The organism is Bradyrhizobium sp. 1200_D9_N1_1 (assembly GCF_052075915.1).
In the GTDB taxonomy this organism is placed as follows: domain Bacteria; phylum Pseudomonadota; class Alphaproteobacteria; order Rhizobiales; family Xanthobacteraceae; genus Bradyrhizobium; species Bradyrhizobium diazoefficiens.
Map to the genome: position 1 here is coordinate 4,770,511 of NZ_CP197226.1, position 24,522 is coordinate 4,795,032.

Below are 24,522 nucleotides of genomic sequence, written 5' to 3' on the forward strand. Positions count from 1 at the left end.
CGGAGCACCGGAACGGCCTCTCGCCCCACGATTCCCTGACGGCTCGGCTGTCCGCGAAAACAAAAAGGCCGGCACAAGGCCGGCCTTTCGTAACGCGATCGCGATGGAGGCGAAGCTCAGTACTTCGCGACGACGGGGCCGCCGAAGGTGTAGTTGAGGCGGACGGTGCCCATGTCGACGTCCTGCTTGATGCTGTCGCTGCGGGTGGCCACGCCGAGGAAGGTGAAAGTGTCGGTGTGCTTGCCCATGAACAAGTGGTTGTATTCGACCGCGACCGACCAGTTCGGAGCGAAGCCGAATTCGATGCCGGTGCCGACGGTCCCGCCCCAGCGCGTTTCGTTCGCGGTGTCGAGCGTAATGCCAGCCAGAGTGCCGCTGAACTTGTTGTGGGTGACGGCCGCGCCGCCCTTCACGTACCAGAGCACGTTGTTCCAGGCATAGCCGACTTGGCCGGTGAAGAGGCCGATGGCGTCGATCTTGGTATTGTTCACCAGCGGGAAGAGAGCGGCGGGAGCGCTGACGTTCGAGCCCTTCAGGTCAGCCCAATCGCCCTGGGCTTCAAGGCCGAACACCCAGCTGCTGGACTGCCAGCGATAGCCGATCTGGCCGCCGACGAGAGCGCCGGTCGCATTGTGACAGCCTTCAGCCGTGACCGGAATTGCGGCGACTCCGACGGCGGTGAGATCCCAGCAATTATGGCTCGAGCCGCCACCCGCGTTGCCGCCGATGTAGAACCCGCTCCAGTTGTAGATCGAGGCCACGGCCACGGGCGCCTTGGTGTAAGGGCGAGCCGCCAGGTCAGCCGCCGAGGCAGGAGCCAACGCGCTGAGCACGAGCAGACTGGCCGAAGCCAGCACAATTCTCTTCATTTCAAATTCCCCAGTTTCGTTTCTCTTCGTCGGCGAAAAGCAGCGGACCCAACGACCCGACTGATGTCATTGCTATACATTATTAAAGCCAAAGGTTGTGTCACCGAGGTGCCACACCTCTCCGAAAACGCTAGCGAGCGGCTGAATTGGATACTTGGGCGCGAAAAACAAAAAGGCCGGCGCGAGGCCGGCCTTTCGTGACGATGTGCGTCGGTGGCGAAGATCAGTACTTCGCGACGATCGGGCCGCCAAAGTGATAGTTCACGCCGACCTGCACGGTGTGGAAGTTGAGCGTGCCGGTGGGCAGGGCGCCCGAGAAGTAGGTCTCGCCGCCGAGGCTGCGATAGAGGTACTCGCCCTTGACCGACCACTGCGGCGCGAAGAACGCTTCGACGCCCGCGCCGACGGTCCAGCCGGAGTGGAACTTGCTGTCCGAGACGGACACGCCGAGTGCGGAGAGGGTGATCTTGTTGTCGATCCAGGCGTAGCCGCCCGTGCCGTAGAACAGGACGTTGTTGACGGCGTAGCCGATGCGGCCGCGCACGGTGCCCATCGCGTCGGTCTTCGAGCTCACGGTCGCGGTCGCAACGCCGAAGCCGGGGACAACGGTCGCGCCGGTCGCCGAGGCGCTGACGTCAGCCCAGGTGCCATCGGCTTCGACACCGAACACGACGTTGCCGGTCTGCCAGTTGTAGCCGGCGGTGCCGCCGACGAAGCCACCCTTCATCTTCGGGTCGCCCGAGCCGTTTTCCCAGGCGCCGCCACCGACGATACCGAGGTAGAAGCCGGTCCAGTTGTAGACCGAGGCCACGGCCACCGGAGCCTTCGTGTACGGGCGAGCCGCGAGATCAGCAGCCGACGCGGGGGCCGCAAAAGCGAACAAACAGGCCGAAGCCAACAAAACCTTCTTCATTTTCAACCTAAATCCCAGTCCCAGTTTCTGTTGTGCCTTCCACGATCGGGAAGGGCATCGGACGCTGTGGTCCAACTGACGTCGTGCTTACACCAGCAAAGCCGCAAGTTGTGTCTCTCAAAAGCCACAACAGTCACAAAACGTAATGGTTGCTGACTTATAGCCGCCGGCATGTCGCACAAAAAAAGGCCGGCACGGGGCCGGCCTTCAATCTTCAAGTGATATCAAAGAGATATCAGTACTTCGCGATGACCGGGCCACCCCAGCGATAGTTCACGCGGACCAGGCCGATATCGACGTCCTGACCGATGCGTTCCGAGCGTGTGAAAGCGCCGGCCGGAGCCACAACGAAGTTGCCGGAGCCGGCGAAGCCGATGGTGCGATTGCCCATGAAGATGTGATCGTACTCGACGCCGACCGTCCAGTTTGGCGCGAATCCGAACTCGAGGCCGGCACCCACGGTGCCGCCCCAGCGGGTCTCGTTGGCCCGATCGAATTCGAGGCCGGTGATGACATCGTAGCCGCGGTAGCGATCGCTGACGACGGCGCCGCCGCCCTTCACGTAGAACAGCACGTTATTCCAGGCATAGCCGACTTGGCCTGTGAACAAACCGAACGCGTTGATCTTGGAGCGGTCGCGAAGACCCGTGCCGATGAACGTCGTGCTGACGTTGTCTCCGGAGAAGTCGGCCCAGTTGCCCTGGCCTTCGAGCCCGAACACCCAATTGGCCGACTGCCAGCGATAGCCGACCTGGCCGCCGACCGTGCCGCCGGTCGCGTTGTGACAACCTTCGCCAATCAGAACGCCGGTGACGGGAGTTACAAAATCCCAGCATTTGTGGGCCGAGCCGCCGCCGCCGTTGATGCCGATGTAGAAGCCGCTCCAGTCGTAGATGGCCGCGACCATTGGCGGCGGAGCCTTCGTGTAGGGACGCGCCGCCAGATCCGCCGCGCTTGCAGGAGCCGACAGGCTCAACGCCACTGCACCGATTGCACCAATCAAAATCTTATTCATTGCAGTCTCCCCAATTCCGCCGCTTCTTGAAATCCCAGAAGCGGCCAAGCAGGCGCGACGCCCATATGAAATCAATTCCGAGGCAAACGTAGCCTAACGGGTGAGCAGAGTCCGTCGCCGAAATACAACAGTCGCGCGATAAGTGCGGCGTATGTAACTTAATGAATGTTAAGTGCTTTTTGTCGTTCACGGGAACCTGAAAAGGTTCCATCCGGCGCCAGCCATTTGAGCAGTACGCGGGCACCGCTCGGGCCATACATTTCGCGCTTGCTCGAACAGGAACAAATCTGGAACGAGCCGACGGCCGATGCTATATATGGGGATAACCTGAGGGCTGGTGGGCTGATCGGTCCGCGCAAGCGTATAGGGTCGCCTCAATAGGTTGCAGAGGACCGCGGGGCGCGGTCGGGCCTTATCAATTCAGTGGCATTCGGAGTGGAGAGCGGCGATGGCGGGAAGCGTCAACAAGGTCATTCTGGTTGGAAATCTCGGCAAGGATCCTGAAATCCGCCGTACCCAGGACGGGCGGCCGATCGCGAATTTGAGCATCGCGACCTCGGAGACCTGGCGCGACAAGAACAGCGGCGAGCGCAAGGAAAAGACCGAGTGGCATCGCGTCGTGATCTTCAATGAAGGCCTCTGCAAGGTCGCCGAGCAGTACCTGAAGAAGGGCGCCAAGGTTTATATCGAGGGCGCGCTCCAGACCCGCAAATGGACCGACCAGAGCGGCGTTGAGAAGTACTCCACCGAAGTCGTGCTCCAGGGGTTCAACTCGACGCTGACGATGCTCGACGGCCGCGGCGGCGGGGGAGGCGGCAGCTTCGGCGAGGAGCCGGGCGGCGATTTCGGCTCCTCCGGTCCCGTCAGCAGCGCGCCGCGCCGCGCCGTCGCCGCCGGTGGCGGTGGCCGCAACAGCGACATGGACGACGACATCCCGTTCTGAGGCGGGCGGGCGCTTCGCCCCGAATGTTGTCGTGCTCGCGTAGAGCCGCAGGAATTCTTACCAATTGGCGGGCAGGGCTCGGTTTTTCCGAGCTTGCCTCATGTGCTGCTTCAAGCCTTTGACGGGGCATCATGTGAATGGTATTAACTTGATGTTAATCCTATTCACATGGATCATCCGCCGATCGGAGGAAGCCCCGCATGAGCCTCGCGCCGCTGCTTACGGCTGCTCCGGCGATCCCGCTGCATGCCTTTGCCGCCATGGCCGCCTTCGTGCTCGGCCTGGTCCAGTTTGCCGCTCCCAAAGGCACGCTGCCACACCGGACGATCGGCTGGATCTGGGTGGTGCTGATGGTGGTCGTGGCCGCCTCCTCGTTCTGGATCCACCAGAGCCGCCTGATCGGGCCGTTCAGCCCGATCCATGTCCTGTCGATCTTCACGCTGGTGGTGCTGCCGCTCGCGGTATGGCGGGCGCACGCCCATCGCGTCGCCGATCACCGGCTGATGATGATCTTCATCTTCGCCGGCGCGCTGGTGGTGGCGGGCCTGTTCACGCTGCTGCCCGGGCGCATCATGCACCGCGTGGTTTTCGGGGCCTAAGGGGCGGTTTCGGGCGGCTCGTCCGGGCCCAGCCCAGGGCGGTGCCGGGGAGGGCGTAAGTCTCTGGAAAAACAGTCGGAAAAAGCGCTTCCTTTACCCCGGCAAGGGTGGTTATCAGGGGCTCGATGCGCTATATGATTCCCAGATAAACCTCACCGGATTTCCCCTTGGCTGACGACGACAAGCCCGGCGACCAGCCGGCGCAACCCTCGGATATTCGCCCCGTCTCCATCTTCGAGGAGATGAAGAAGTCCTATCTCGACTACGCCATGAGCGTGATCGTGGCGCGTGCGTTGCCCGATGCGCGCGACGGTCTGAAGCCGGTGCATCGCCGCATCCTGTACTCGATGAACGAGCAGGGGCACACACCCGACAAGAAATACGTCAAGTCCGCCCGCGTGGTCGGTGACGTCATCGGTAAGTATCATCCGCACGGCGACCAGTCGATCTACGACGCCATGGTCCGCATGGCGCAGGACTTCTCGATGCGCGTGCCGCTGATCGACGGCCAGGGCAATTTCGGCTCGGTCGACGGCGATCCCCCGGCCGCCTATCGTTACACCGAGGCGCGCCTGACGAAGGCGGCGCTGGCTCTGCTGGCCGACATCGACAAGGATACCGTCGACTTCCAGCCGAACTACGACAACAACGAGACCGAGCCGTCGGTCCTGCCGGCCAAGTTCCCGAACCTTCTCGTCAACGGCGCCGGCGGCATCGCGGTCGGCATGGCGACCAACATCCCGCCGCACAATCTCGGCGAGGTCATCGACGCCTGCGTCGCGCTGATCGACAACCCAGCGCTCACCATCGACGAGCTCATCAACATCGTGCCGGGACCTGATTTCCCGACCGGCGGCGTCATTCTCGGACGCGCGGGCATCCGCGCCGCCTATCATCTCGGCCGCGGCTCGATCGTCATGCGCGGCAAGGTCGCGATCGAGACCATCCGCAAGGAGCGCGAGGCGCTCATCATCACCGAGATCCCCTACCAGGTGAACAAGGCGACGATGGTCGAGCGCATCGCCGAGCTGGTCAAGGAAAAGAAGATCGAGGGCATCGGCGACCTGCGCGATGAATCCGACCGCGACGGCTACCGCGTCGTCATCGAATTGAAGCGCGACGCCGTGGCGGACGTGGTGCTGAATCAGCTTTACAGATTCACGCCGCTGCAGACGAGCTTCGGCGTCAACATGGTGGCGCTCGACAGCGGCCGTCCGCGGATCATGCATCTGAAGGACCTGCTGGCCATCTTCGTCGACTTCCGTGAGCGGGTCGTCACGCGGCGCACCAAGTTCCTGCTCGCCAAGGCGCGTGATCGCGCGCATATCCTGGTTGGTCTCGCGATCGCGGTCGCCAATATCGACGAGATGATCCGCGTCATCCGGACCTCGCCCGACCCGACCACCGCCCGCGACACCCTGATGTCGCGCGACTGGCCGGCCCGGGACGTCGAGGACATGCTGACGCTGATCGACGATCCGCGTCACCGCATCAGCCCGGACGGCACGATCCGGCTGTCGATGGAACAGGCGAGGGCGATTCTCGACCTGCGCCTGCAACGCCTCACCGCGCTCGGCCGCGACGAAATCCGCGACGAGCTCGACAAGCTCGCCGGCGAGATTGCCGATTATCTCGACATCCTGCGCTCGCGCGAGCGCGTGCTGGGCATCATCAAGACCGAGCTCGCCGAGGTGAAGGCCGAGTTCGCCACCCCGCGCCGCACCGTGATCATGGAGCAGGAGGGCGAGGTCGAGGACGAGGACCTGATTCAGCGCGAGGACATGGTCGTCACCGTCTCGCACGCCGGCTATGTCAAGCGGGTGCCGCTGTCGGCCTACCGGGCGCAGCGCCGCGGCGGCAAGGGCCGCGCCGGCATGCAGACCCGCGACGAGGATTTTGTCTCGCGCCTGTTCGTCGCCTCCACGCACACGCCGGTGCTGTTCTTCTCGTCACGCGGCCAGGTCTACAAGGAGAAGGTCTGGCGCCTGCCCATGGCCGCGCCGAACGCGCGCGGCAAGGCGCTGATCAACATCCTGCCGCTGGAGCAGGGCGAGCGCATCACCACCATCATGCCGCTGCCCGAGGATGAATCGACCTGGGGCAACCTCGACGTGATGTTCGCGACCACAGGCGGCAACGTCCGGCGCAACAAGCTGTCCGACTTCGTCGATGTCCGCCGCTCCGGCATCATCGCGATGAAGCTCGACGAGAATGAAGCGATCGTCGACGTGCAGATCTGCACCGAGCGCGACGACGTGCTGCTCACCGGCGCCGGCGGCCAGTGCATCCGCTTCCCCGTCACCGATGTGCGCGTGTTCACCGGGCGTACCTCGATGGGCGTGCGCGGCATTGCGCTTGGCGAGGGCGACAAGGTGATTTCGCTCGCGATCCTGCGCCACGTCGAGACCACGTCCGACGAACGCTCGGCCTATTTGAAGATGCGCCGCGCGGTGGCCGGCGAAGCCACGGCCGAGGAGCCGGCAGCGGACGCCGAAGCCGAGGAGACTTCCGGCAGCTTCCAGCTCGCCCAGGAACGCTATGTCGAGATGTCGGCGGCCGAGCAGGTCGTGCTCACCGTCTCCGTCAACGGCTATGGCAAGCGGACCTCGTCCTACGAGTACCGCACCACGGGGCGCGGCGGCAAAGGCATCGTCGCCATGAGCGTCAACAACCGCAACGGCAATCTGGTTGCGTCCTTCCCGGTGGAAGACGCGGATCAAATCATGCTGGTCACCGACAAGGGCCAGCTGATCCGCTGTCCGGTCGAAGGCATCCGCATCGCCGGCCGCTCGACCCAGGGCGTGATCGTGTTCGACACCGCCGAGGACGAGCACGTCGTCTCGGTCGAGCACATCACGGAAGAGGCCGAGAGCGGGAATGGCGCGAACGGGGAGTGACGCGTAGTCCGGATGGCGCAGGAGGTCGGTGCGAAGCGCCGACCGACGGCGCAATCCGGGACCTCTGTGCGCCTGGCAAGAATCCCGGATTACGCTTGCGCTCCATCCGGGCTACGAACTTCCCTAGATCTCCAGCTCCGTCCCGAACTCCACCACCTGCTTGGTCGGCACGCCGAAGAACGCGGCGGAGCGTTCGGCGTTGCGCTGGAGGAAGGCGAACAGGCCTTCGCGCCAGACCCACATGCCCGGGACGTCCTCGCGCGGGATGATGGTCTCGCGGCCGACGTAATAGGTGATGTCGGAGAGGTCGATGCCGGGCAGCTTGCCCTGCCGGCAGGTCAGCGTCAGCCCGTCAAAGATCGTCGGGTTCTGCATGAAGCCGTAATGCAGGATCACGCGGGTGATGCCGGGAATGATCTCGATCACCTCCGCGCGTTCCTCGTCGGGAATGTGCGGGGATTCCTCGATCAGCACGGTGACCAGCAGCACGCGTTCGTGCAGCACGCGGTTGTGCTTGACGAACTGGGTCAGCGCGAGCGGCACGCCGCGCGGAGCGGACGCCAGGAACACAGCGGTCCCGGGCAGTCTGGCGCTGCACTTGTTGACGGCGGTCTCGATCAGGTCCTCCTCGGGCTGGCGCAGCTTCGCGCGCGCCGCCTCGACCAGCTTCACGCCGCTGCGCCACGTCAGCATCATGAAGGCGACGAGGGCTGCAAGCAGCAGCGGAAACCAGCCGCCCTCGAACAGCTTGATCGAATTGGCCGAGAAGAAGATCACGTCGATGACGAAGAAGGCGCCGTTCACGGCGACCACGAGCCAGGGCGAATAACCCCACTGGATCGCAACCAGCGCAGCCAGCAGCGTCGTGATCGCCATCAGCAGCGACACTGCGATGCCATAGGCGCCTGCGAGCGCGTCCGAGCTGCCGAAGCTCAGGACCGCCCCGAGCGTTGCGGCGGCGAGCAGCCAGTTCACCAGCGGCACATAGATCTGGCCGATCGCGTCGCTGGTGGTGTGGCGGATCTGCATGCGCGGCAAAAAGCCGAGCTGGATCGACTGCTGGGTCAGCGAGAACACGCCGGAGATGATCGCCTGCGAGGCGATCACGGTCGCGACCGCCGAGAAGGCGACCAGCGGATAGTGCAGGGCGTCGGGGCAGAGCTGGAAGAACGGGTTCTCGATCATCGCGGGATCGGTGATCAGCAGTGCGGCCTGGCCGAAATAGTTCAGCACCAGCGCGGGCAGGCAGATCGCGAACCAGGCGAGCCGGATCGGCAGGCGGCCGAAATGGCCCATGTCGGCATACATGGCTTCGCCCCCGGTGACCGCGAGGAAGGCTGCGCCGAGGATCGCGAAGGAGACGTGAAAATCCTGGTGGATCAGGAATTCGACGGCGTAGAGCGGGCTGAGCGCCGCCAGCACGGCCGGCGCCTTGACGATGCCGTGGATGCCGAGCGCGGCGAGCACGGCGAACCAGGCCAGCATCACCGGTCCGAAGATGCGGCCGATGAAGCCGGTGCCCTGTTTCTGCATCATGAACAGGCCGACCAGGATGACGACGGTGACGGGCACGACGGCTGGCGCGAGCGAGGGCGCGTCCACCTTGAGGCCTTCGATGGCGCTCAGCACGGAGATCGCCGGCGTGATCGCGCCGTCACCGTAGAGCAGGGCGGCGCCGACGAGGCCGACCACCAGCAGATGCGAGCGCCAGGTGCCGGGCTGGGCGTTGCGGGCGTGGAGCAGGGCCAACAGGGCGACGATGCCGCCTTCGCCGCGGTTGTCCGCGCGCAGGATCAAGAGCGCATATTTCAGCGAGATGATCAGCAGCAGCGCCCAGAGGATCAGCGAGGCAACCCCCAGGACAGCGTCGGGGGTCACTGTCGCGCCGTGGGCGGCCGCCTTGGCGGCTTCCTTCAGGGCGTAGAGCGGGCTGGTGCCGATATCGCCATAGACCACCCCGAGGGCGCCCATGGTCATTGCAAGCGGCAGTGGATCAGGATGATGGCCGGAAGCGACTGCGGGCGTACTGGACAATGGCGACCCCTCGATGGGTTCGCGCCCGGCGGGGCATTCCGACGGGCGCGAGCATCACGCAGTCTGCGACGAGACGTCGCAAATATCCATGGGGTTTATCTTTGGGGTTTATCTTGTCGTCGATCTCGAAGGCTTACCTGACGCGAAGCTGACAGACCGGGCTACGGGGTGCGGTCGGCCGTCACGAGGCGAGCGACGCGGACGTCGGCCTTGGTGCCGGCACGGCGCAGGCACGACGCCTCAAAGTTCGGCCAGGCTTGCTGCGAGCAGTCGCGGCCGATGCTGCGGATATCGAGCCGGTCGCTCTTGGCCAGCGGCTGCGGCACGCTGGCTTCGACGGTCGGGGCAAAGCCGGGCAGGAGGGTGAGGGCCGCGGCAACACACGCAGAGATAGCGATCGCTGAAAGAGCCTTGATCATTGACTGTCCCCTGTGATGCGGCCGCCTACGCCCAGTGTGCGGCCCGTCATTCGTTGGCTGGATTAGTAACCATGGCCAGTTTCCGGACGTCTTCGCGGACGCGGGAAATGGTTTCGTTCGCGCTCCGTTTTGTTTCGTGGCCGTCCCGAGGACGAAACAAAGCGGCCGTCGCCGACACGAAAGGGAGACATTTTCCGGGAAACGGCGGGGAACCAGCCCGGCTTGCCGGGCCGGGCCGGGCGCGGTAGGACGGGGCCATGCCGCGCATTGCCTTCTACCCAGGTTCCTTCGACCCCATCACCAACGGCCATCTGGACGTGGTCCGGCATGCCGTTCCGCTGTGCGACCGGCTGGTGGTGGCGATCGGCGTCCATCCCGGCAAGAAGCCGCTGTTCTCCACCGAGGAGCGTCTGAGGATGCTCGAGGACGTCTGCGGGCCGGTGGCAACCCAGGCCGGCTGTGTGCTCGAAGCCGTGACGTTTGACGATCTGTCGGTGACCGCCGCGCGCAAGCACGGCGCGACCATCATGATTCGCGGTCTGCGCGACGGCACCGACCTCGACTACGAAATGCAGCTTGCCGGGATGAACGAGGCCATGGCGCCGGAGGTCCATACGGTGTTTCTGCCGGCCTCTCCCATGGTCCGCCCGATCACCGCCACTTTGGTGCGCCAGATCGCGGGCATGGGCGGAGATGTTTCGACCTTCGTGCCGCCGCTCGTAGCCAGTCTGCTCAAGGCCAAATTCGCCGGATAACGGCGCGCTTCTTCATCTCACCTGATCCGGAGTTTTCATGATCCGTCGTCTCGCAATTCTTGCCACGATCTTTGCCGCGCTCGTTGGCGCGGTCCCGGCGGGCGCACAGACCCTGTCGGCCGGCCTCGACAAGGCCAACGCGATCGTCATCGACACCACCAAGGGCCGCATCGTCATCAAGCTGCGGACCGATCTTGCGCCCCAGCACGCCGAGCGCATCAAGCAGCTCGCGCGCGAGGGCTTCTACAACAATGTGCCGTTCCACCGCGTCATGGACGGCTTCATGGCGCAGACCGGCGACGGCCAGAATTTCAACGGCACGGGCGGCTCGAAATATCCGAACCTGAAGCAGGAATTCTCCAAGGTGCACTTCGCGCGCGGCATCGTCGGCATGGCCCGGCGCGGCGACAGCGTCGATACCGCCAACTCGCAGTTCTTCATCATGTTCGCGGACGGCGGCAGCCTCGACAACAATTACACCGTGATCGGCGAGGTCGTGCAGGGCATGGACGTCGTCGACAAGCTGAAGAAGGCACCGGCCGGTTCGCCGAGCGGCACCGTTACCGATCCCGACAAGATGGTGAAGGTGCAGGTCGCCTCCGACATCAAATAATGGGAGAAGGCGATGGCGCGCTGCGGCGACAAGCTTCTGCTGGCTGCCGCGGTGCTGCTTGCCGGCATCTGCGGCGCGGCCGCCGAGGACGCGCAGGTCAACACCATCCAGGACGTCTTCCGGCATCTGCGCACCTGCTGGAAACCACCTCCGGCCGCCAAGGCTCGCCCACTCGACATCACCGTCGTCGTGAGCTTTAACCGGTCCGGAAACATTCTGGGCCATCCGAGGATTACCTATGAATCCGCGGATGCCTCCGACGATGACCGGCTGCAATACCGGATCGCGGTGATGGAGGCGTTGCAACGCTGCACGCCGATGCCATTTACCGATGCAATGGCCGGCGCCGCCGCGGGGCGTCCATTCGCGATCCAGTTCCGCAGCCGTAAGACTTCACCTCCAACGCAAGAGAGACGAGCATGAGCGTCACCGAAAACACATTGATCCTCGAGACCACACAGGGCCCCGTCACCATCGAGATGCGGCCCGACCTCGCACCCGGCCATGTCGCGCGCATCAAGGAGCTGGTCCGCGAAGGCTTTTACGACGGCATCGTGTTCCACCGCGTGATCGAGGGCTTCATGGCCCAGACCGGCTGCCCGCAGGGCACCGGCACCGGCGGCTCCGGCAAGAAGCTGAAGGCCGAGTTCAACAAGGAGCCGCATGTGCGCGGCACCACCTCGATGGCGCGCGCAGCAAGCCCCGATTCCGGCGACAGCCAGTTCTTCATCTGCTTCGACGACGCCCGCTTCCTCGACAACCAGTACACGGTGTGGGGCAAGGTCACCGAGGGCATGGAGAACGTCGACAAGATCAAGCGCGGCGAGCCGGTGCAGAACCCGGACAAGATCGTCAAGGCGCGGATGGCGGCGGACGCGGAATGACCGCGTAGCGGTCATTCCGGGGCGCGCGTTAGCGCGAACCCGGAATCTCGAGATTCCGGGTTCGATGCTGCGCATCGCCCCGGAATGACACGAACTAAGGCGCAACGGCGCTCATGCGCACCGACCTCTTCGATTTCGACCTGCCCGCCGAGCGCATCGCGTTGCGCCCGGCGAGCCCGCGCGACTCCGCGAAGATGCTGGTCGTGGAGGGCGGCGCGCTGCGCGACCGCACCATCTCCGAGCTGCCGCAATGGCTGAAGCGCGGCGACCAGCTCGTCGTCAACGACACCAAGGTGATCGCGGCGCAGCTCAAGGGCCGCCGCATCGGCCGCGAGACCGAACCGAAGATCGAGGCGACGCTGATCAAGCGGCTCGACGGCTCGCGCTGGCAGGCGCTGGTGAAGCCCGCCAAGAAGCTCATTGCCGGCGATCGCATCCGTTTCGGCAACGAGGGCAAGGTCTGCCTGCTCGGCCATCTCGACGCCGAGGTCGAGGCCAAGGGCAGCGAAGGCGAGGTGACGCTGTCGTTCTCGTTCCACGGCCCGGCGCTGGACCAGGCGATCGCCGATCTCGGCAGCCCGCCGCTGCCGCCCTACATCGCTTCCAAGCGCACGCCTGACGATCAGGACTTCGCCGACTACCAGACGATGTTCGCGGCCAACGAGGGCGCGGTCGCAGCGCCCACCGCAGGGCTGCATTTCACGCCCGCGCTGGAGCAGGCGCTGCGCGAGCGCGGCGTCGGCCTCAACCGCGTCACGCTGCACGTCGGGGCAGGGACGTTCCTGCCGGTGAAGGTGGAGGACACCGCAGGCCACAAGATGCATGCCGAGTGGGGCACGATCTCGGCCGAGACGGCGGAGCGACTGAACATTGCGCGGCACAACGGCGGGCGCATCATCGCGGTCGGCACCACGTCGCTGCGGCTGCTTGAAAGCGCCGCGAGCGAGGACGGCACCATCCAGCCGTTTGCGGCCGAGACGTCGATCTTCATCACGCCCGGCTATCGCTTCCGCGCCGTCGATATCCTGCTGACCAATTTCCACTTGCCGAAGTCGACGCTGTTCATGCTGGTGTCGGCATTCTCGGGGCTGGAGACGATGCGGCGGGCCTATGCGCACGCGATTGCGCAGGGCTATCGGTTCTATTCATACGGCGACGCCTGCCTGCTGTTTCGCGCAGGGGGGACCGAAGTCCACGACCCGTCGCCGCCGTAGCGTGGGCAAAGCGGAGCGCGCCCACCGCTTCTGCAATGATTTCCGAAGATTGGCCGGCACGGCGTTTGCGCACCGTTTCCCCTGGGATTCCGGATCCATCTTTGCTGTTTCGCAAGCAATTGAGCCTACCGTCATGCCGTTTGATGAGCGGCGGAGACGCCTGCCCGGCTGATGCGGGCGTTTTGGTGCGCGGGAGGGCCCGCCAATCGACGGCGTCGATCAGTTGAGGAACCGTAAACTTGCTGGCTCCGGCAGCGCGCACCGAAACGGCCCTGCTCACGGAACGAACGTTCGTTGCGCTTGACGGACTGCGCGGTGTCGGGGCGATCATGGTTGCGCTGCGACATGCTCCTTTCCTCTGGGAAGGCCCGGCTGCGTCGACCGGGTGGATGGGGAATAGCTACCTGGCTGTTGACCTGTTCTTCGTTCTGTCGGGCTTCGTGCTGGAGCACGCCTATCGAAGACGCTTCCGCCAGGGATTGTCGGTTCGCTCCTTCATGCTCGCGAGACTCCAGCGGCTATACCCGTTGTACGCCCTGGCATTCATCCTCTCATTGCCGTTTCTCCTCGGGCAGCTTGCAGCTGGAGCGCCGGACCGGGCGCAAACGATCCTCGGCCTCCTTTGCAGCGCGCTGATGCTGCCGACCCCCGATCCCGCCCATCTCGATGCCGATCTGTACCCGTTCAACTTCGCCGGCTGGTCGCTGTTCTTTGAAGTTGCGGCCAATCTGCTATTTGCGGCTCTCGGAAAGCGGCTCGATACGAAATCCGTGACCTGGCTCGTCGGCGGCTTCGCCCTCGCGCTAGTGGTCTGCGCCACGATGGGGTGGCTTGGGTTCGGCATCGAAGCCGATAAGCGAGGTGTCCTGGGGGGCGGACCGACCTGGGAAACTTTCGGCGCCGGCGTGATCCGGGTCGGGTTTTCGTTCTTTGCGGGCGTCCTGGTCTACCGCTTCTACGAAACGGCCCGATTGCCGGCGGCACGCCCCGGATTCGCGATCAGCGCGTTTGCTCTCGTCACCGCCATCCTTGCGCTGGATTTTCCGAGCGGTCTCGATCTCGCGCTGAGCCTGTTCTCCGTCATCGTCGTATTTCCGCTGGCCATCACGATCTGCGCGCGTTTCGATCCGCCGCGGGGCGCATTGGCAAACACGATGCAGACCCTCGGACTGCTTTCCTACGGGATCTATGTTCTCCAGGTCGTGACGTTCCACGCCGTGGAGGCCTGCGCGCGACATATTGAGGTTCAATCCGCCCTTGTCGGGCTCGTCGCGATACCGGTTGTTGCAGCGGTGGCGTACGCGGCCACCGTCTTCGTCGATGTTCCTGTCAGGCTTACGATGAAACAGGCGTTGAAGGGGCTGGCGTAGGAGACGCGAGACAGGCGGACGCTTGACGCCGCCCGTCCCGCTGGTCGGCTTACGCCATCACGCGCTGCGGCAAAAGCTCCGCGATCTGCACCGCGTTCAGCGCGGCACCCTTGAGCAGCTGATCCGCCGCGACGAACATCGAGATCGAATGCCCCGTGGGATCGCTGAGATCCTTGCGGATGCGGCCGACCAGGACGTCATCCTGGCCCGAGGCGTCGATCGGCATCGGGAAGTGGTTCTTCACGCGGTCGTCGACGATCTTCACGCCGGGCGCCTGCGCCATGATGGCGCGGACCTGGTCCTCGCTGATTGGCTTCTCGCATTCGAACGTGATGGCCTCGCAATGGGCGCGCAGCACCGGCACGCGGACGCAGGTGACGCCGACGGCGATGGTCTCGTCCTCGAAGATCTTGCGGGTCTCCTTGATGACCTTGGTCTCTTCGTCGTTGTAGCCGGTCTCAGGGTCAACCGCGGTGTTGTGGTTGAAGAGATTGAAGGCGTAGGGGTGCGGCATCACCCTGGGCGTATAGACCTGCCCGTTGAGATTGGCGCGGGTGGACTCGACGAGCTCCTCCATGGCGGCGGCACCGGCGCCGGAGGCCGCCTGGTAGGTCGAGATGATCACGCGCTTGATGCGGTTCTTCTGGTGGATCGGCCAGAGCGGCACCAGCGCGGTGATCGCGGCGCAGTTCGGGTTGGCGATGATGCCCTTGTGGTCGCGGATGCGGTTCGCGTTGATCTCGGGGATCACCAGCGGCACGTTCGGATCCATCCGGAAGGCGGAGGAGTTGTCGACCACGACCGCGCCGGCCTTGACCGCGAGCGGCGCATACTTCTTCGAGATGCTGCCGCCGGCCGAGAACAGGGCGATATCGACACCCTCGAAGGCGCGCTCGGTCAGTTCCTCGATGACGACGTTTTGCCCGCGGAACGACACCGTCTTGCCGGCCGAGCGGGCGCTGGCCAGCGCCTTGAGCTTGCCGACGCGGAAACCACGCTTGTCCATGGTGGCGATGAATTCGGCGCCCACCGCACCGGTGACGCCGACAATCGCGACGACGGGATCGTTACTCACATTCTCCTCCATTCAAGTTGAGCATGATCTCGTCGGAAAACCGGATTCCACTTTTCCGGATCATGCTGTGAGCTTTAGACAACAAAAAAGCCCCGGACCATCGAGGGCGGGGCTTCGGTAGAGCTGATGCGTTTCAGTCGACGACTACGCGCGCACGCCTCCCCGGGCCCCGAAGGCCGTGGTGGTTTTGGTCGTGCGTTTGGTGGTCGTGAACATGGCGGCGACTTATGGGGGAGAGTCTTGCGTCCGTCAATGGCCTTTCGGCGGGATTGTGGCCGCCGGCCGGGAGCCGTCTCTACTTCGTCCGGGCGCCCGGCGGCTCGAGGATGACCTCCTTGAGGTCGTCGCCGCTGATCACGACGATCGCGAAATTGAGCCGGCCACGTTCGCGCACGAGGCCGCCGCTGATCGCCTTGCCGGACGCGGCCTGCTCCGCGACGCGCACCGCATCCGCAAGGCGGTGCCGGATCGCGCCGAGTGCTGCGAGGTTGCTGCGATCGTCGCGGTCGAGCTCGGCAAGGGGCAGGGCGGCCTCTCCGCCGACGAACTCGCCGGTCGCGGCATTGATGGTGTGGCGCCAGATCCGGTCGTTGTGCAGCGTCTTCACCCGGTAGACCGGCACGCCGGAGGCGCCGTCGAAACTCACGTCCGCCGTGGTGGCGCCGGCGTGGCGGGACTCTGCGAGAGCCATGGCCTGGCTGATCGAGATCGACGAACCGCGGAAGCGCTCGATCTCGCGGCTGACCGCTTGGCGATCCGCCTCAGCGTCACCATCTGTGTCGCTGTGAAGCGCGGTCGGTGTGCCTGCGGTCACGATTGCCCGCGCGGGCGCTGCGAGGAGCAGCGCGGGCAGGGCGATCGCAAGCAGTCGTGAGGTCCATCGTTTGGCTGTCGTCATGCTCGAAACCCTCGGCCAGCGAGTGTGCCGGATGATCGTAAAGAATTCGCGGCCGGCCTTGGGCATCGGCCGGCCGCGGAGCGCCGCGGCGAGCTGTACCCGCCGCGGCGATCGAAGCGGTACGGACCTCTTTTGGGGCTGGTGAAAAAAGCGGCCCGTACCGACTTAACTAAACCATACCGTATCGTTTTATTTTGGTCAATGGCGAGGGCGTGTTCCCCCAGGGGATAGATCGCAACCTCACGGAATTGTCAGCGGGATGGGCGTCGCCGCGGCGTGCCCTTGGTGGCGTCCTGGACGCGGTCGGCCGGACCCAGCGCGCCGGCCAGGAACAGCTTGATCGCGGTACGCATCCGCTTTTCCGCGGACTTCAACTCCAGTGCCGTTCCGAATGTCGCCATGCGGTGGGTATGACCGACGACGACGTCGAGAAACACTTCCGCTGCGATGGTGGTGTCGTCGAGGTCGAGCGCGCCTTGCGCCACCAGATGGTCGAAGAAGCGTGCCGTCGTGGCGACAGCCTTGAGCCAGCCTTCCTCCATGCCGAGCTTGGCGACATCGGGGAAGTTAATGGCCTGTGACGTCATCATGCGGCTGAAGGCGACGGCATCGGGCCCGCAGGTGAAGCTCAGCATCTCGCGCCCGATCTCGACCAGCCGCTGCTCGACGGGGATGTCCGAGGCGCTGCTGAGCTGCGTCTCGGCGGCCGCCGACAGCGGCGCCAGCCAGCGCGCGATCTCGCGCCTCAGCACGGCGGCAAACAGGCCGCGCTTGTCGCCGTAACGGGAATAGACGGTCGGCTTGCTCACCCGTGCCGCTTCCGCAACCGCATCGAGCGAGGTGGCGTCGAAGCCGCGATCCAGGAACAGGCGGGTGGCGACCTCGATCAGCCGCTGATCGCGCTCGATCGCGGCGGTCTTCGTCGGCCGGCCGCCGCGTGATTTCGGCACCTCGCGCCGTGCTGCTGCCGGTCTTGTCTTTGTCGCAGTCAATCCCATGCCCAATGATTCCTGCGCGGTCGTCACTGCCTCTATAACGCGCAGCAACCGGGGCGTCATCGCGAATCTGGCCGAATTGGCCTTATCGTCAACGGTCTCGATACGACCTCGTTCCGGCACCGGGGTCTCATGGCAGCGCCGACGTCCAGGCCTGGCCCGCGGCCGCCTTCTCATATCCGTACTGATACAGCGCCCGCATATAGGCGGTGTCGAATCCTTCCGAGGGCGGTGCGGGGTAGTCGCGCGCGATGTAGGAGAGATGGAAGCCCAAATGGTTGCGCCTGGCGAAATCGTAGGTCGAGAAGATGATCGAGCGCGTCTGCGACTGGGTGATCGACGACAGGCTGCGTGAGGCGACATCGACGGTGCTGTTGGACACGAGCTCGAAGTTGCGTTCGATCTTCTTGTTGACGAGGATGTAGATGTCCATCTTCGCACTGCCCGGCAGGCGGCTGCCCTGGAAGAGCAAGGCTTCCGGCAGCGTCAGCACCGGGGCCGTCACGCCGCCGTCGACGTGCATCTCCTGAAACCTGCGGCCCTGGCCTTCGGCGTCGATCATGATCGGTGGAAACACCAGGGGAATGCTGGCGGAGGCCGCCATCACGTCGCGAAACAGTTTGAGCGCCTCGGGCGTGCCGATCTCGGCGATCTTGCCCATGTTCCAGATCGCGGTGCGCTGGGTGTCGAGATCGGTCGTCACCACCAATAGCCTTCGGCCCTTGGCATTCTCGCGCGCGACTTGCGCCATGATCTCGGGCCCGACATAGCGGGCGACCAGTTCGCGCAGCCTTGTGTTGCCGAACAGGCCGGATCCGAACAGCACGCGGATGATGCTGGGGTCGTTCAGGAGGCTTTCCGCGATGCCGCTGGTGTAGACCTCCTTCAACGTGTCGTCATATTGCGGGCCGAGGAACGCAAAGGGCGCGATCAGTCCGCCGGTGCTCACGCCGGAGACGACCGAGAAGGTGGGGCGGGTTCTGGCCGCGGTCCAGCCGTTGAGCACGCCGACGCCGTAGGCACCGTCCGCACCGCCCCCGGAGAGCGCCAGATAGGACTTTGACGCGTTGCTGTTGTCCTTCTCGAAGCTGAACTTCGTGACGGGGTCGTCGGCGTAGCGCCTGAGGCCATCGATATCGAGCACGCGCGAGGTGCTGGCCTCGGCGGCGGTGTAGGGCGCGCGGGGCAGGGAGGTGCAGGCGCCGAGCGCCAGGCTGCACGCCAGGACCAGGAACCCGATCAGGCGGGCGCCTGTCTGCCTGTCCCGGCCATGTGAAGGGACGGGCACGTCAGTCGAATGTGAAGCGAAGGGCATCGTCGGTGGCTGGCGATCACGCATCTACCGCCGCCGGCAAACTCGCCGCGGCTTTTCGTCCAGCCCCCACCGTAAAACTACACGGTATCGTTTTGTTTAACAAGGTGGCGGGGACCATATCCGGGGCCATTTGTGTCCCAGTCTGAGGCACGGGGTGGCCGAAGTGCGGTCCCGCGGGTTGATCGGCCTTCTCCGACACGCAATAAGCACCGCCATGAATCGTCCTGACGCAGCTCTCCCCAATCATTTCGAACTGCTCGCCACCGATGGCACCGCGCGCACCGGGCGCCTGACCACGCCGCATGGCGTGGTGCGCACGCCGGCCTTCATGCCGGTCGGGACCGCCGGGGCCATGAAGGGCATGCACTGGCGCGAGGTGCGCGATGCCGGCGCCGACATCGTGCTCGGCAACACCTATCATCTGATGCTGCGCCCCGGCGCCGAGCGGATTGCGGCGCTCGGCGGCTTGCAGCGGTTCACCGGCTGGAGTGGGCCGATGCTGACGGATTCCGGCGGCTTCCAGGTGATGTCGCTTGCTGACCTGCGCAAGGTCAGCGAGCACGCCGTCACCTTCCGTTCGCATATCGACGGCGCCAAGGTCGAGCTGTCGCCGGAGCGCTCGATCGAGGTGCAGCGTTTCCTCGGCTCCGACATCGCCATGCAGATGGACGAATGCGTGCGGCTGCCCGCCGAGCACGCCGATATCGAGCGCGCGATGCAATTGTCGCTGCGCTGGGCCGAGCGCAGCAAGCGCGCCTTCGAGAGCGCGCCGGACGGTTACATGCTGTTCGGCATCGTGCAGGGCGGCGATGTGCCCCAGCTTCGTCATGCGAGCGCGGAAGGGCTCGTCGCGATCGGCTTCCACGGCTATGCGATCGGCGGCCTCGCGGTCGGCGAACCGCAGGCGGTGATGCTGGCGATGATCGACGAGACCGCACCGATGCTGCCGAAAGAGCGGCCGCGCTATCTGATGGGTGTCGGCACGCCCGACGACATCCTCGAAGCCGTGAAGCGCGGCATCGACATGTTCGATTGCGTGATGCCGACACGCAATGGCCGCCACGGCGTCGCGTTCACCCGCTTCGGTCAGGTGAATCTGCGCAACGCGCGTCATGCGGACGATCCGCGTCCGCTCGACGAAGAAAGCACATGGCCGTCGACGCGCAGCTACGCGCGCGCCTACCTGCATCATCTCGTCAAGGCGGGCGAGACGCTGGGGGCAATGCTGCTGTCCGAGATCAATATCGCATACTATCAGTCCCTGATGCAGGGCATCAGGGACGCGATCGCACACGGAACGTTCGACGAGTTCTACCAGCGTACACGCGAGGACTGGGCGAGGGGCGACATCGCCCCGCGCCAGGGCGACTGAGGGTCAGTTGCACACGATCCGCTGCCTGACGGCATGCTTGGTCACGAAGCCGTAACCGCAATTGTCGCAGGTCCAGAGATAGCTGATCATGTGGTCCGAGACGTAGGCGGATGCTTCGGCGGCGACCATGGAGTCGGCGCAGACCGGACAGGTGGGCAACTCGCTACAACGCGGATCGCGGTTCAGCGCGACGGTCGACATCACTTCAGCAACTGCTGACATCGTGGTGACCTCCCTGCTTTGAGACGTAAGTCTAACATAAGCAGAATCACTTGACGAGGTCGCAACACAAAAGCGTTGGTTTTCTGATATTTGTAGCTCACGTGATTTTGCGATGCAGCGTATTTAACATGTGCCGCATTGTCGCTTGCGTGTCGCCGCAAGCTGTCTGTAACTGCGCAAGAGCCACGGCAGAAGCGCAAATTGTCGCTACAGGGAGTTCATCATGGACGCATCGTCCGCCACGCGTGCAGCGCATCAACCCGGCCGCGGCCGGATCTATGACTCGATTGTCGAAGCTTTTGGCGACACGCCGATCGTGCGATTGCGACGGCTGCCGGGCATGCACGGTGTGAACGCGACGATTTTGGCAAAACTTGAATATTTCAATCCGGCCGCGAGCGTGAAGGACCGCATCGGCGCTGCCATGATCATCGCCATGGAGAAGGCCGGTATCGTCAAGCCGGATACCGTGCTGATCGAACCGACCTCCGGCAATACCGGCATCGCACTCGCCTTCGTCGCCGCCTCGCGCGGCTACCGGCTCAAGCTCGTGATGCCGGAATCGATGTCGATCGAACGGCGCAAGATGCTGGCCTTTCTCGGCGCGGAGCTGGTGCTGACGCCGGCCGCACAAGGCATGAAGGGCGCGATCGCCGCCGCCGAGGAGCTGGTGAAGACGACGCCGAACTCGGTGATGCCGCAGCAGTTCAAGAACCTCGCCAATCCCGAGGTGCACCGCCGCACCACCGCGGAGGAGATCTGGAACGACACCGACGGCAACATCGATTTCTTCGTTGCAGGCGTCGGCACCGGCGGCACGATCACCGGCGTCGGCCAGGTGCTCAAGCCGCGCAAGGCCTCGTTGCGGGTGGTGGCGGTCGAGCCGGAGGAGAGCCCGGTGCTATCAGGGGGACAGCATACGCCGCACAAGATCCAGGGCATCGGCGCGGGCTTCGTCCCTGATATCCTCGATCGCTCCGTGATCGACGAGATCGTCAAAATCAACTCGACCACGGCGATCGAGACCTCGCGCGCATTGGCGCGGCACGAGGGCATTCCGGGCGGTATCTCCTCGGGTGCTGCGATCGCCGCCGCGCTCCAGATCGGCCAGCGGCCGGAAGCTGCGGGAAAAACCATCCTGGCGGTGGTACCGTCCTTCTCCGAGCGGTATCTTTCGACGGCTCTGTTTGAGGGAATCTAGGACATGGCGGATCTACCGAGGCGGCCGCGCACGCTTGGCGATGCCAGGACCGAGGCCGAGGCGGCGTTCAAGAAGGTGACGGCCAAGGTCGCCGCGGCGCCGCCGAAGCAGAACGTGGCACCTGGGATCAAGGAGCAGGTCACGCTGCGCATCGACCAGGACGTGCTGGAGTTCTTCCAGGAGGGCGGCCCGGGCTGGCAGGACCGCATCAACGAGGCGCTGCGGAAGGCGGCGGGGAAGTAGCGCGTAGTCTTTCTAGGTTGCCCCAACGAAAAAGCCCGGCGCGAGCCGGGCTTTTGTATTTGGGGTTTGATCTGGCCTCAGCGGCGGAACATGCCGCCCATCATGCCGCCGACGACGCCGCCGACGAAGGCCGCGCCGGCCGCATCGCCGGGGTTGCTGCGTTGGGGAGCCGGCGCCGGTGCGCTGCTGGCCGCGGGGGCGCTGGCGCGCCGGGCCGCCTTCTGGCTGTTGTCGCTCGCAGTCGGCGGAGCGGCCACGACCTCCGAGAGCAGCGCCTTGTGCTGGAGCTTGTTGAGGTAACCTGACGAAGGATAGCCGCGCGCGGCCTGCCAGCGCTTGAGCACGGTCCGGGTCTCGTCGCTGAACACGCCAGTCTGCTTGGTGTCGAAGCCGAGGCCGGTGAGGCGACGCTGCACGTCGCGGCGCTGGTTCTTGTCGAGGCCGATCTGGTCCTCGGTAATCTGAGTGGCCTCATCGGTGAAGGTCGCAGGATCGACGCCGGCGTTGAGGGTGCGCGTCGCGGTCGAGGGGCCGCTCTTGATCGCGGCAAGCCGCGCCAGCGCCAGGGCCTTGAACTGGCCGTTCGGATAGGCCGAGAGGTAGGCGTTGAGCTCTTCCGGCTTGTTGGACTCCTTCACCGAGCGCCAGTATTCGAGTTCGACGCCGTCCGAGCCGCTAGTCGCCGCCGGCACGCTGCCAGCCGCCGTCGGCGCCGCGTTGGCAACCTGGGTGGTCGGGGCCTGGTTGAGATAGACGGCGCCGATCAGGTTGGTGTGGCCCCAGGGAAGCTGGCCCTTGTGGGTCTCTTCGTTGACCTGGGCGCGCACCGACGTCATCGCTTGCTGGATCTCGATGCCGGGCTTGGTGATGTTGTCGATCAGCGCGCGGGTGAACGGGCTGTTGTTGCCCTCCTGGCCGTCGAGCGCGGTCTGGCCGGGGCCGGTTGCGAACGCGATCAGCGTGCCTTCGCCGGACTTCATCTCGGCAAGGCCGCTCTGCACGTTGACGCTGCGGGTTGCGGAGTTCGACTTGATCTTGGCGGCGAACGGATTGTCGCGGCAGGCATCGAGGAAGACGAGCTTGACCTTGGCATCGCCCATGGTCTGCTCGAGTGTCAGGTCGATGTTGATGGCAGCGCCCAGCTTGACATCCATCTCCGACTTGATGTCGGCGTCAACCGGCAGCAGGTAGTTGGTGCCGCCGACGGCGATGCCGTGACCGGCATAGTAGAACAATGCGATGTCGGAGCCCTGCGCCTTGCGGCCGAAGTCGAGCAGCTTTTCCGTCATCTGGTCGCGGCTGAGATTGGACCCTTCGATCACGTCGAAGCCGACATTGCGCAGCGTCGCCGCCATCGCCTTGGCGTCGATCGGCGGGTTCGGCAATTGCGCGACGTTCTTGTAGGAACCGTTGCCGACGACGAAAGCAACACGGCGGTCCGCCTTCGCGGCACTGACCGACAGTGCCATGCACATCAGCGAGGCGATGAGGGTGAGATAGCGCATCTGAAATCCCCAGAATCGAATTGCAGGCAGCAACAAATTGGCGACGAACCTACACGAAAACGCCCGGCTTCGCGCTAGCGAAACGACGGTTCGCCCAACCCACTGCTTCGCGGCCGAATGTGCACGATGGAATGCCCCTTCCAACGTGATCCAGATCACGTTCGACCACTTGGTTTTTGTCGCGCGAGGCCGCGCGCCGGTTCACTGCGCGCGGGCCGGAATCGGGGCCGCCGGCTTCAGATTCAGGAGGTTGCCGAACAGGATCAGCGCCGCCCCGAGCACGGTCCAGCCGTCAAGCCGTTCTGAATACAGCAGCCAGCCGGCCGTCGCGGTGAGAGGAACCCGCAGGAAGTCCATCGGAACCACCACCGTCGCGTCCGCGTAGCGCATGGCGCTGGCGAGGCAATAATGCGCGAACGTGCCGCAGACCGAGATCACCGCCACCCAACCCCAGACATAAGTCGGCGGCCAGGCCCAGACATAGAGCGCCGGCAGGAAGCCTGCGACCGACTGCACGACCAGCATCCAGAACAGGACCGCCAGCGCGCTCTCGGTCCGGGTGAGCGATTTCACCAACGCCATGGACACGCCGAACCCGACCGCGGCGCCGAGCGCGATCAACTGGCCCTGATTGATCTCGCCGGTCGCGGGCCGCACGATGACGATCACGCCGACGAGGCCGAGCACGATCGCAGCGATCTTCCACGAGGTCATGCGCTCCGACAGAAAGCTCGCGGCGAGGATCGCCGTCCAGATCGGCATCGTGAACTCGATTGCCACTACCTGGCCGATCGGAATCAGCGTCAGCGCGAAGAACCAGCCGAGCTGCGAGACGTAGTGGATCAGATTGCGCGCGATGTGCTGCGGCAGGCGCCTCGTCCTGAGCGTCCCGAATCCGCCGGCGCGCCGGATCATCGGATACAGCATGCAGAGGCCGAGCAGCGAGCGAACCTCCATCACCTGGAAGACGTTCATCTCGCGCACGGCCTCGCGTCCCGCGACCGCCATCACCAGGGTCAGCGACAGCCACCCGGCCATCCACAATGCAGCCATCGTTTTGGACGGAGGAGTGGTCATTGGCGCCGATGCGGAAGGAAAGGGCGTTGGAGGGCAGGCTGGTATCCGCGACATCAATACGGTTTACAACGGCCAAAACTGCGGATGCAGCGAT

General features: G+C 64.8%; 24 protein-coding genes. 12 read left to right on the plus strand and 12 right to left on the minus strand.

What is annotated here, in order from left to right; translation table 11 throughout:
- Positions 1 to 116: 116 nt before the first annotated feature.
- The 3 genes from AB5K84_RS22935 to AB5K84_RS22945 form a co-directional block, all read right to left on the minus strand.
- Positions 117 to 869 carry an outer membrane protein gene (locus AB5K84_RS22935; protein ID WP_011087469.1) on the minus strand — a complete coding sequence of 251 codons (753 nt, stop codon included), beginning with the start codon at positions 867 to 869 and terminating at the stop codon, positions 117 to 119.
- Positions 870 to 1,092: 223 nt separating this feature from the next.
- A complete protein-coding gene (locus tag AB5K84_RS22940) occupies positions 1,093 to 1,782 on the minus strand; it encodes an outer membrane protein (protein WP_011087468.1) in 690 nt (229 codons plus the stop codon).
- Between the two features lie 235 nt (positions 1,783 to 2,017).
- Entirely contained in the window at positions 2,018 to 2,797 is a 780-nt protein-coding gene (locus AB5K84_RS22945; protein WP_011087467.1) for an outer membrane protein, read from the minus strand.
- 448 nt (positions 2,798 to 3,245) lie between these two features.
- On the opposite strand from AB5K84_RS22945, the gene AB5K84_RS22950 reads away from it, so the two are divergent.
- The 3 genes from AB5K84_RS22950 to gyrA all read left to right on the plus strand — a co-directional run bounded on the left by AB5K84_RS22950 (position 3,246) and on the right by gyrA (position 7,236).
- Positions 3,246 to 3,740 carry a single-stranded DNA-binding protein gene (locus tag AB5K84_RS22950; protein ID WP_011087466.1) on the plus strand — a complete coding sequence of 165 codons (495 nt, stop codon included), beginning with the start codon at positions 3,246 to 3,248 and terminating at the stop codon, positions 3,738 to 3,740.
- 200 nt (positions 3,741 to 3,940) lie between these two features.
- A complete protein-coding gene (locus AB5K84_RS22955; RefSeq protein WP_038967458.1) occupies positions 3,941 to 4,339 on the plus strand; it encodes a DUF2306 domain-containing protein in 399 nt (132 codons plus the stop codon).
- A gap of 167 nt (positions 4,340 to 4,506) precedes the next feature.
- Positions 4,507 to 7,236 (plus strand): DNA gyrase subunit A, encoded by a 2,730-nt coding sequence (gene gyrA, locus AB5K84_RS22960; RefSeq protein ID WP_011087464.1) that lies wholly within the window; start codon positions 4,507 to 4,509, stop codon positions 7,234 to 7,236.
- A gap of 123 nt (positions 7,237 to 7,359) precedes the next feature.
- Here gyrA and AB5K84_RS22965 read toward each other — a convergent pair whose 3' ends face one another.
- Together AB5K84_RS22965 and AB5K84_RS22970 are read right to left on the minus strand one after the other, a co-directional pair.
- Positions 7,360 to 9,213, minus strand: coding sequence for a potassium transporter Kup (locus AB5K84_RS22965; RefSeq protein WP_011087463.1), 1,854 nt, complete (start codon positions 9,211 to 9,213; stop codon positions 7,360 to 7,362).
- A 218-nt stretch (positions 9,214 to 9,431) separates the two neighbouring features.
- Positions 9,432 to 9,689, minus strand: a complete 258-nt coding sequence (locus AB5K84_RS22970; protein WP_008131028.1) for a hypothetical protein — start codon at positions 9,687 to 9,689, stop codon at positions 9,432 to 9,434.
- Positions 9,690 to 9,946: 257 nt separating this feature from the next.
- Between AB5K84_RS22970 and coaD the strand changes: the two genes are divergently transcribed.
- The 6 genes from coaD to AB5K84_RS23000 all read left to right on the plus strand — a co-directional run bounded on the left by coaD (position 9,947) and on the right by AB5K84_RS23000 (position 14,525).
- Complete coding sequence (gene coaD, locus AB5K84_RS22975) at positions 9,947 to 10,444, plus strand: pantetheine-phosphate adenylyltransferase (protein WP_011087462.1); 498 nt, start codon at positions 9,947 to 9,949, stop codon at positions 10,442 to 10,444.
- Positions 10,445 to 10,481: 37 nt separating this feature from the next.
- Positions 10,482 to 11,057: a peptidylprolyl isomerase gene (locus tag AB5K84_RS22980; protein WP_011087461.1), complete on the plus strand. Its 576-nt coding sequence runs from the start codon at positions 10,482 to 10,484 to the stop codon at positions 11,055 to 11,057.
- Between the two features lie 12 nt (positions 11,058 to 11,069).
- A complete protein-coding gene (locus tag AB5K84_RS22985; RefSeq protein ID WP_011087460.1) occupies positions 11,070 to 11,480 on the plus strand; it encodes a hypothetical protein in 411 nt (136 codons plus the stop codon).
- A complete protein-coding gene (locus AB5K84_RS22990; protein WP_011087459.1) occupies positions 11,477 to 11,941 on the plus strand; it encodes a peptidylprolyl isomerase in 465 nt (154 codons plus the stop codon). Before AB5K84_RS22985 ends, AB5K84_RS22990 begins: the two co-directional genes overlap by 4 nt.
- A gap of 113 nt (positions 11,942 to 12,054) precedes the next feature.
- Positions 12,055 to 13,155: a tRNA preQ1(34) S-adenosylmethionine ribosyltransferase-isomerase QueA gene (queA, locus tag AB5K84_RS22995; protein ID WP_011087458.1), complete on the plus strand. Its 1,101-nt coding sequence runs from the start codon at positions 12,055 to 12,057 to the stop codon at positions 13,153 to 13,155.
- A 239-nt stretch (positions 13,156 to 13,394) separates the two neighbouring features.
- Positions 13,395 to 14,525 (plus strand): acyltransferase family protein, encoded by a 1,131-nt coding sequence (locus AB5K84_RS23000; protein WP_441232643.1) that lies wholly within the window; start codon positions 13,395 to 13,397, stop codon positions 14,523 to 14,525.
- A gap of 49 nt (positions 14,526 to 14,574) precedes the next feature.
- Here the strand turns inward: AB5K84_RS23000 and AB5K84_RS23005 are convergent, their stop codons facing one another.
- The 4 genes from AB5K84_RS23005 to AB5K84_RS23020 all read right to left on the minus strand — a co-directional run bounded on the left by AB5K84_RS23005 (position 14,575) and on the right by AB5K84_RS23020 (position 18,832).
- A complete protein-coding gene (locus tag AB5K84_RS23005) occupies positions 14,575 to 15,612 on the minus strand; it encodes an aspartate-semialdehyde dehydrogenase (protein WP_011087456.1) in 1,038 nt (345 codons plus the stop codon).
- A gap of 283 nt (positions 15,613 to 15,895) precedes the next feature.
- Positions 15,896 to 16,498: a PepSY domain-containing protein gene (locus AB5K84_RS23010; protein WP_028171890.1), complete on the minus strand. Its 603-nt coding sequence runs from the start codon at positions 16,496 to 16,498 to the stop codon at positions 15,896 to 15,898.
- 251 nt (positions 16,499 to 16,749) lie between these two features.
- Complete coding sequence (locus AB5K84_RS23015; protein WP_060912132.1) at positions 16,750 to 17,496, minus strand: TetR/AcrR family transcriptional regulator; 747 nt, start codon at positions 17,494 to 17,496, stop codon at positions 16,750 to 16,752.
- 127 nt (positions 17,497 to 17,623) lie between these two features.
- Positions 17,624 to 18,832: a patatin-like phospholipase family protein gene (locus AB5K84_RS23020; RefSeq protein ID WP_011087453.1), complete on the minus strand. Its 1,209-nt coding sequence runs from the start codon at positions 18,830 to 18,832 to the stop codon at positions 17,624 to 17,626.
- A gap of 190 nt (positions 18,833 to 19,022) precedes the next feature.
- Between AB5K84_RS23020 and tgt the strand changes: the two genes are divergently transcribed.
- Complete coding sequence (gene tgt, locus AB5K84_RS23025) at positions 19,023 to 20,180, plus strand: tRNA guanosine(34) transglycosylase Tgt (RefSeq protein ID WP_038967463.1); 1,158 nt, start codon at positions 19,023 to 19,025, stop codon at positions 20,178 to 20,180.
- Positions 20,181 to 20,183: 3 nt separating this feature from the next.
- Here tgt and AB5K84_RS23030 read toward each other — a convergent pair whose 3' ends face one another.
- Positions 20,184 to 20,402 carry a hypothetical protein gene (locus AB5K84_RS23030; RefSeq protein WP_038967464.1) on the minus strand — a complete coding sequence of 73 codons (219 nt, stop codon included), beginning with the start codon at positions 20,400 to 20,402 and terminating at the stop codon, positions 20,184 to 20,186.
- A 223-nt stretch (positions 20,403 to 20,625) separates the two neighbouring features.
- Between AB5K84_RS23030 and cysK the strand changes: the two genes are divergently transcribed.
- Together cysK and AB5K84_RS23040 are read left to right on the plus strand one after the other, a co-directional pair.
- On the plus strand, positions 20,626 to 21,603 hold the full coding sequence (gene cysK, locus AB5K84_RS23035) for a cysteine synthase A (protein WP_011087451.1): 978 nt from the start codon (positions 20,626 to 20,628) through the stop codon (positions 21,601 to 21,603).
- Positions 21,604 to 21,606: 3 nt separating this feature from the next.
- Positions 21,607 to 21,846, plus strand: coding sequence for a BrnA antitoxin family protein (locus AB5K84_RS23040; RefSeq protein WP_011087450.1), 240 nt, complete (start codon positions 21,607 to 21,609; stop codon positions 21,844 to 21,846).
- Positions 21,847 to 21,923: 77 nt separating this feature from the next.
- On the opposite strand, the gene AB5K84_RS23045 is transcribed toward AB5K84_RS23040, so the two are convergent.
- Both AB5K84_RS23045 and AB5K84_RS23050 read right to left on the minus strand, forming a co-directional pair.
- Entirely contained in the window at positions 21,924 to 23,351 is a 1,428-nt protein-coding gene (locus tag AB5K84_RS23045) for a caspase family protein (RefSeq protein WP_063921467.1), read from the minus strand.
- A 201-nt stretch (positions 23,352 to 23,552) separates the two neighbouring features.
- Positions 23,553 to 24,428, minus strand: coding sequence for a DMT family transporter (locus AB5K84_RS23050; RefSeq protein ID WP_011087448.1), 876 nt, complete (start codon positions 24,426 to 24,428; stop codon positions 23,553 to 23,555).
- Positions 24,429 to 24,522 lie beyond the last annotated feature (94 nt).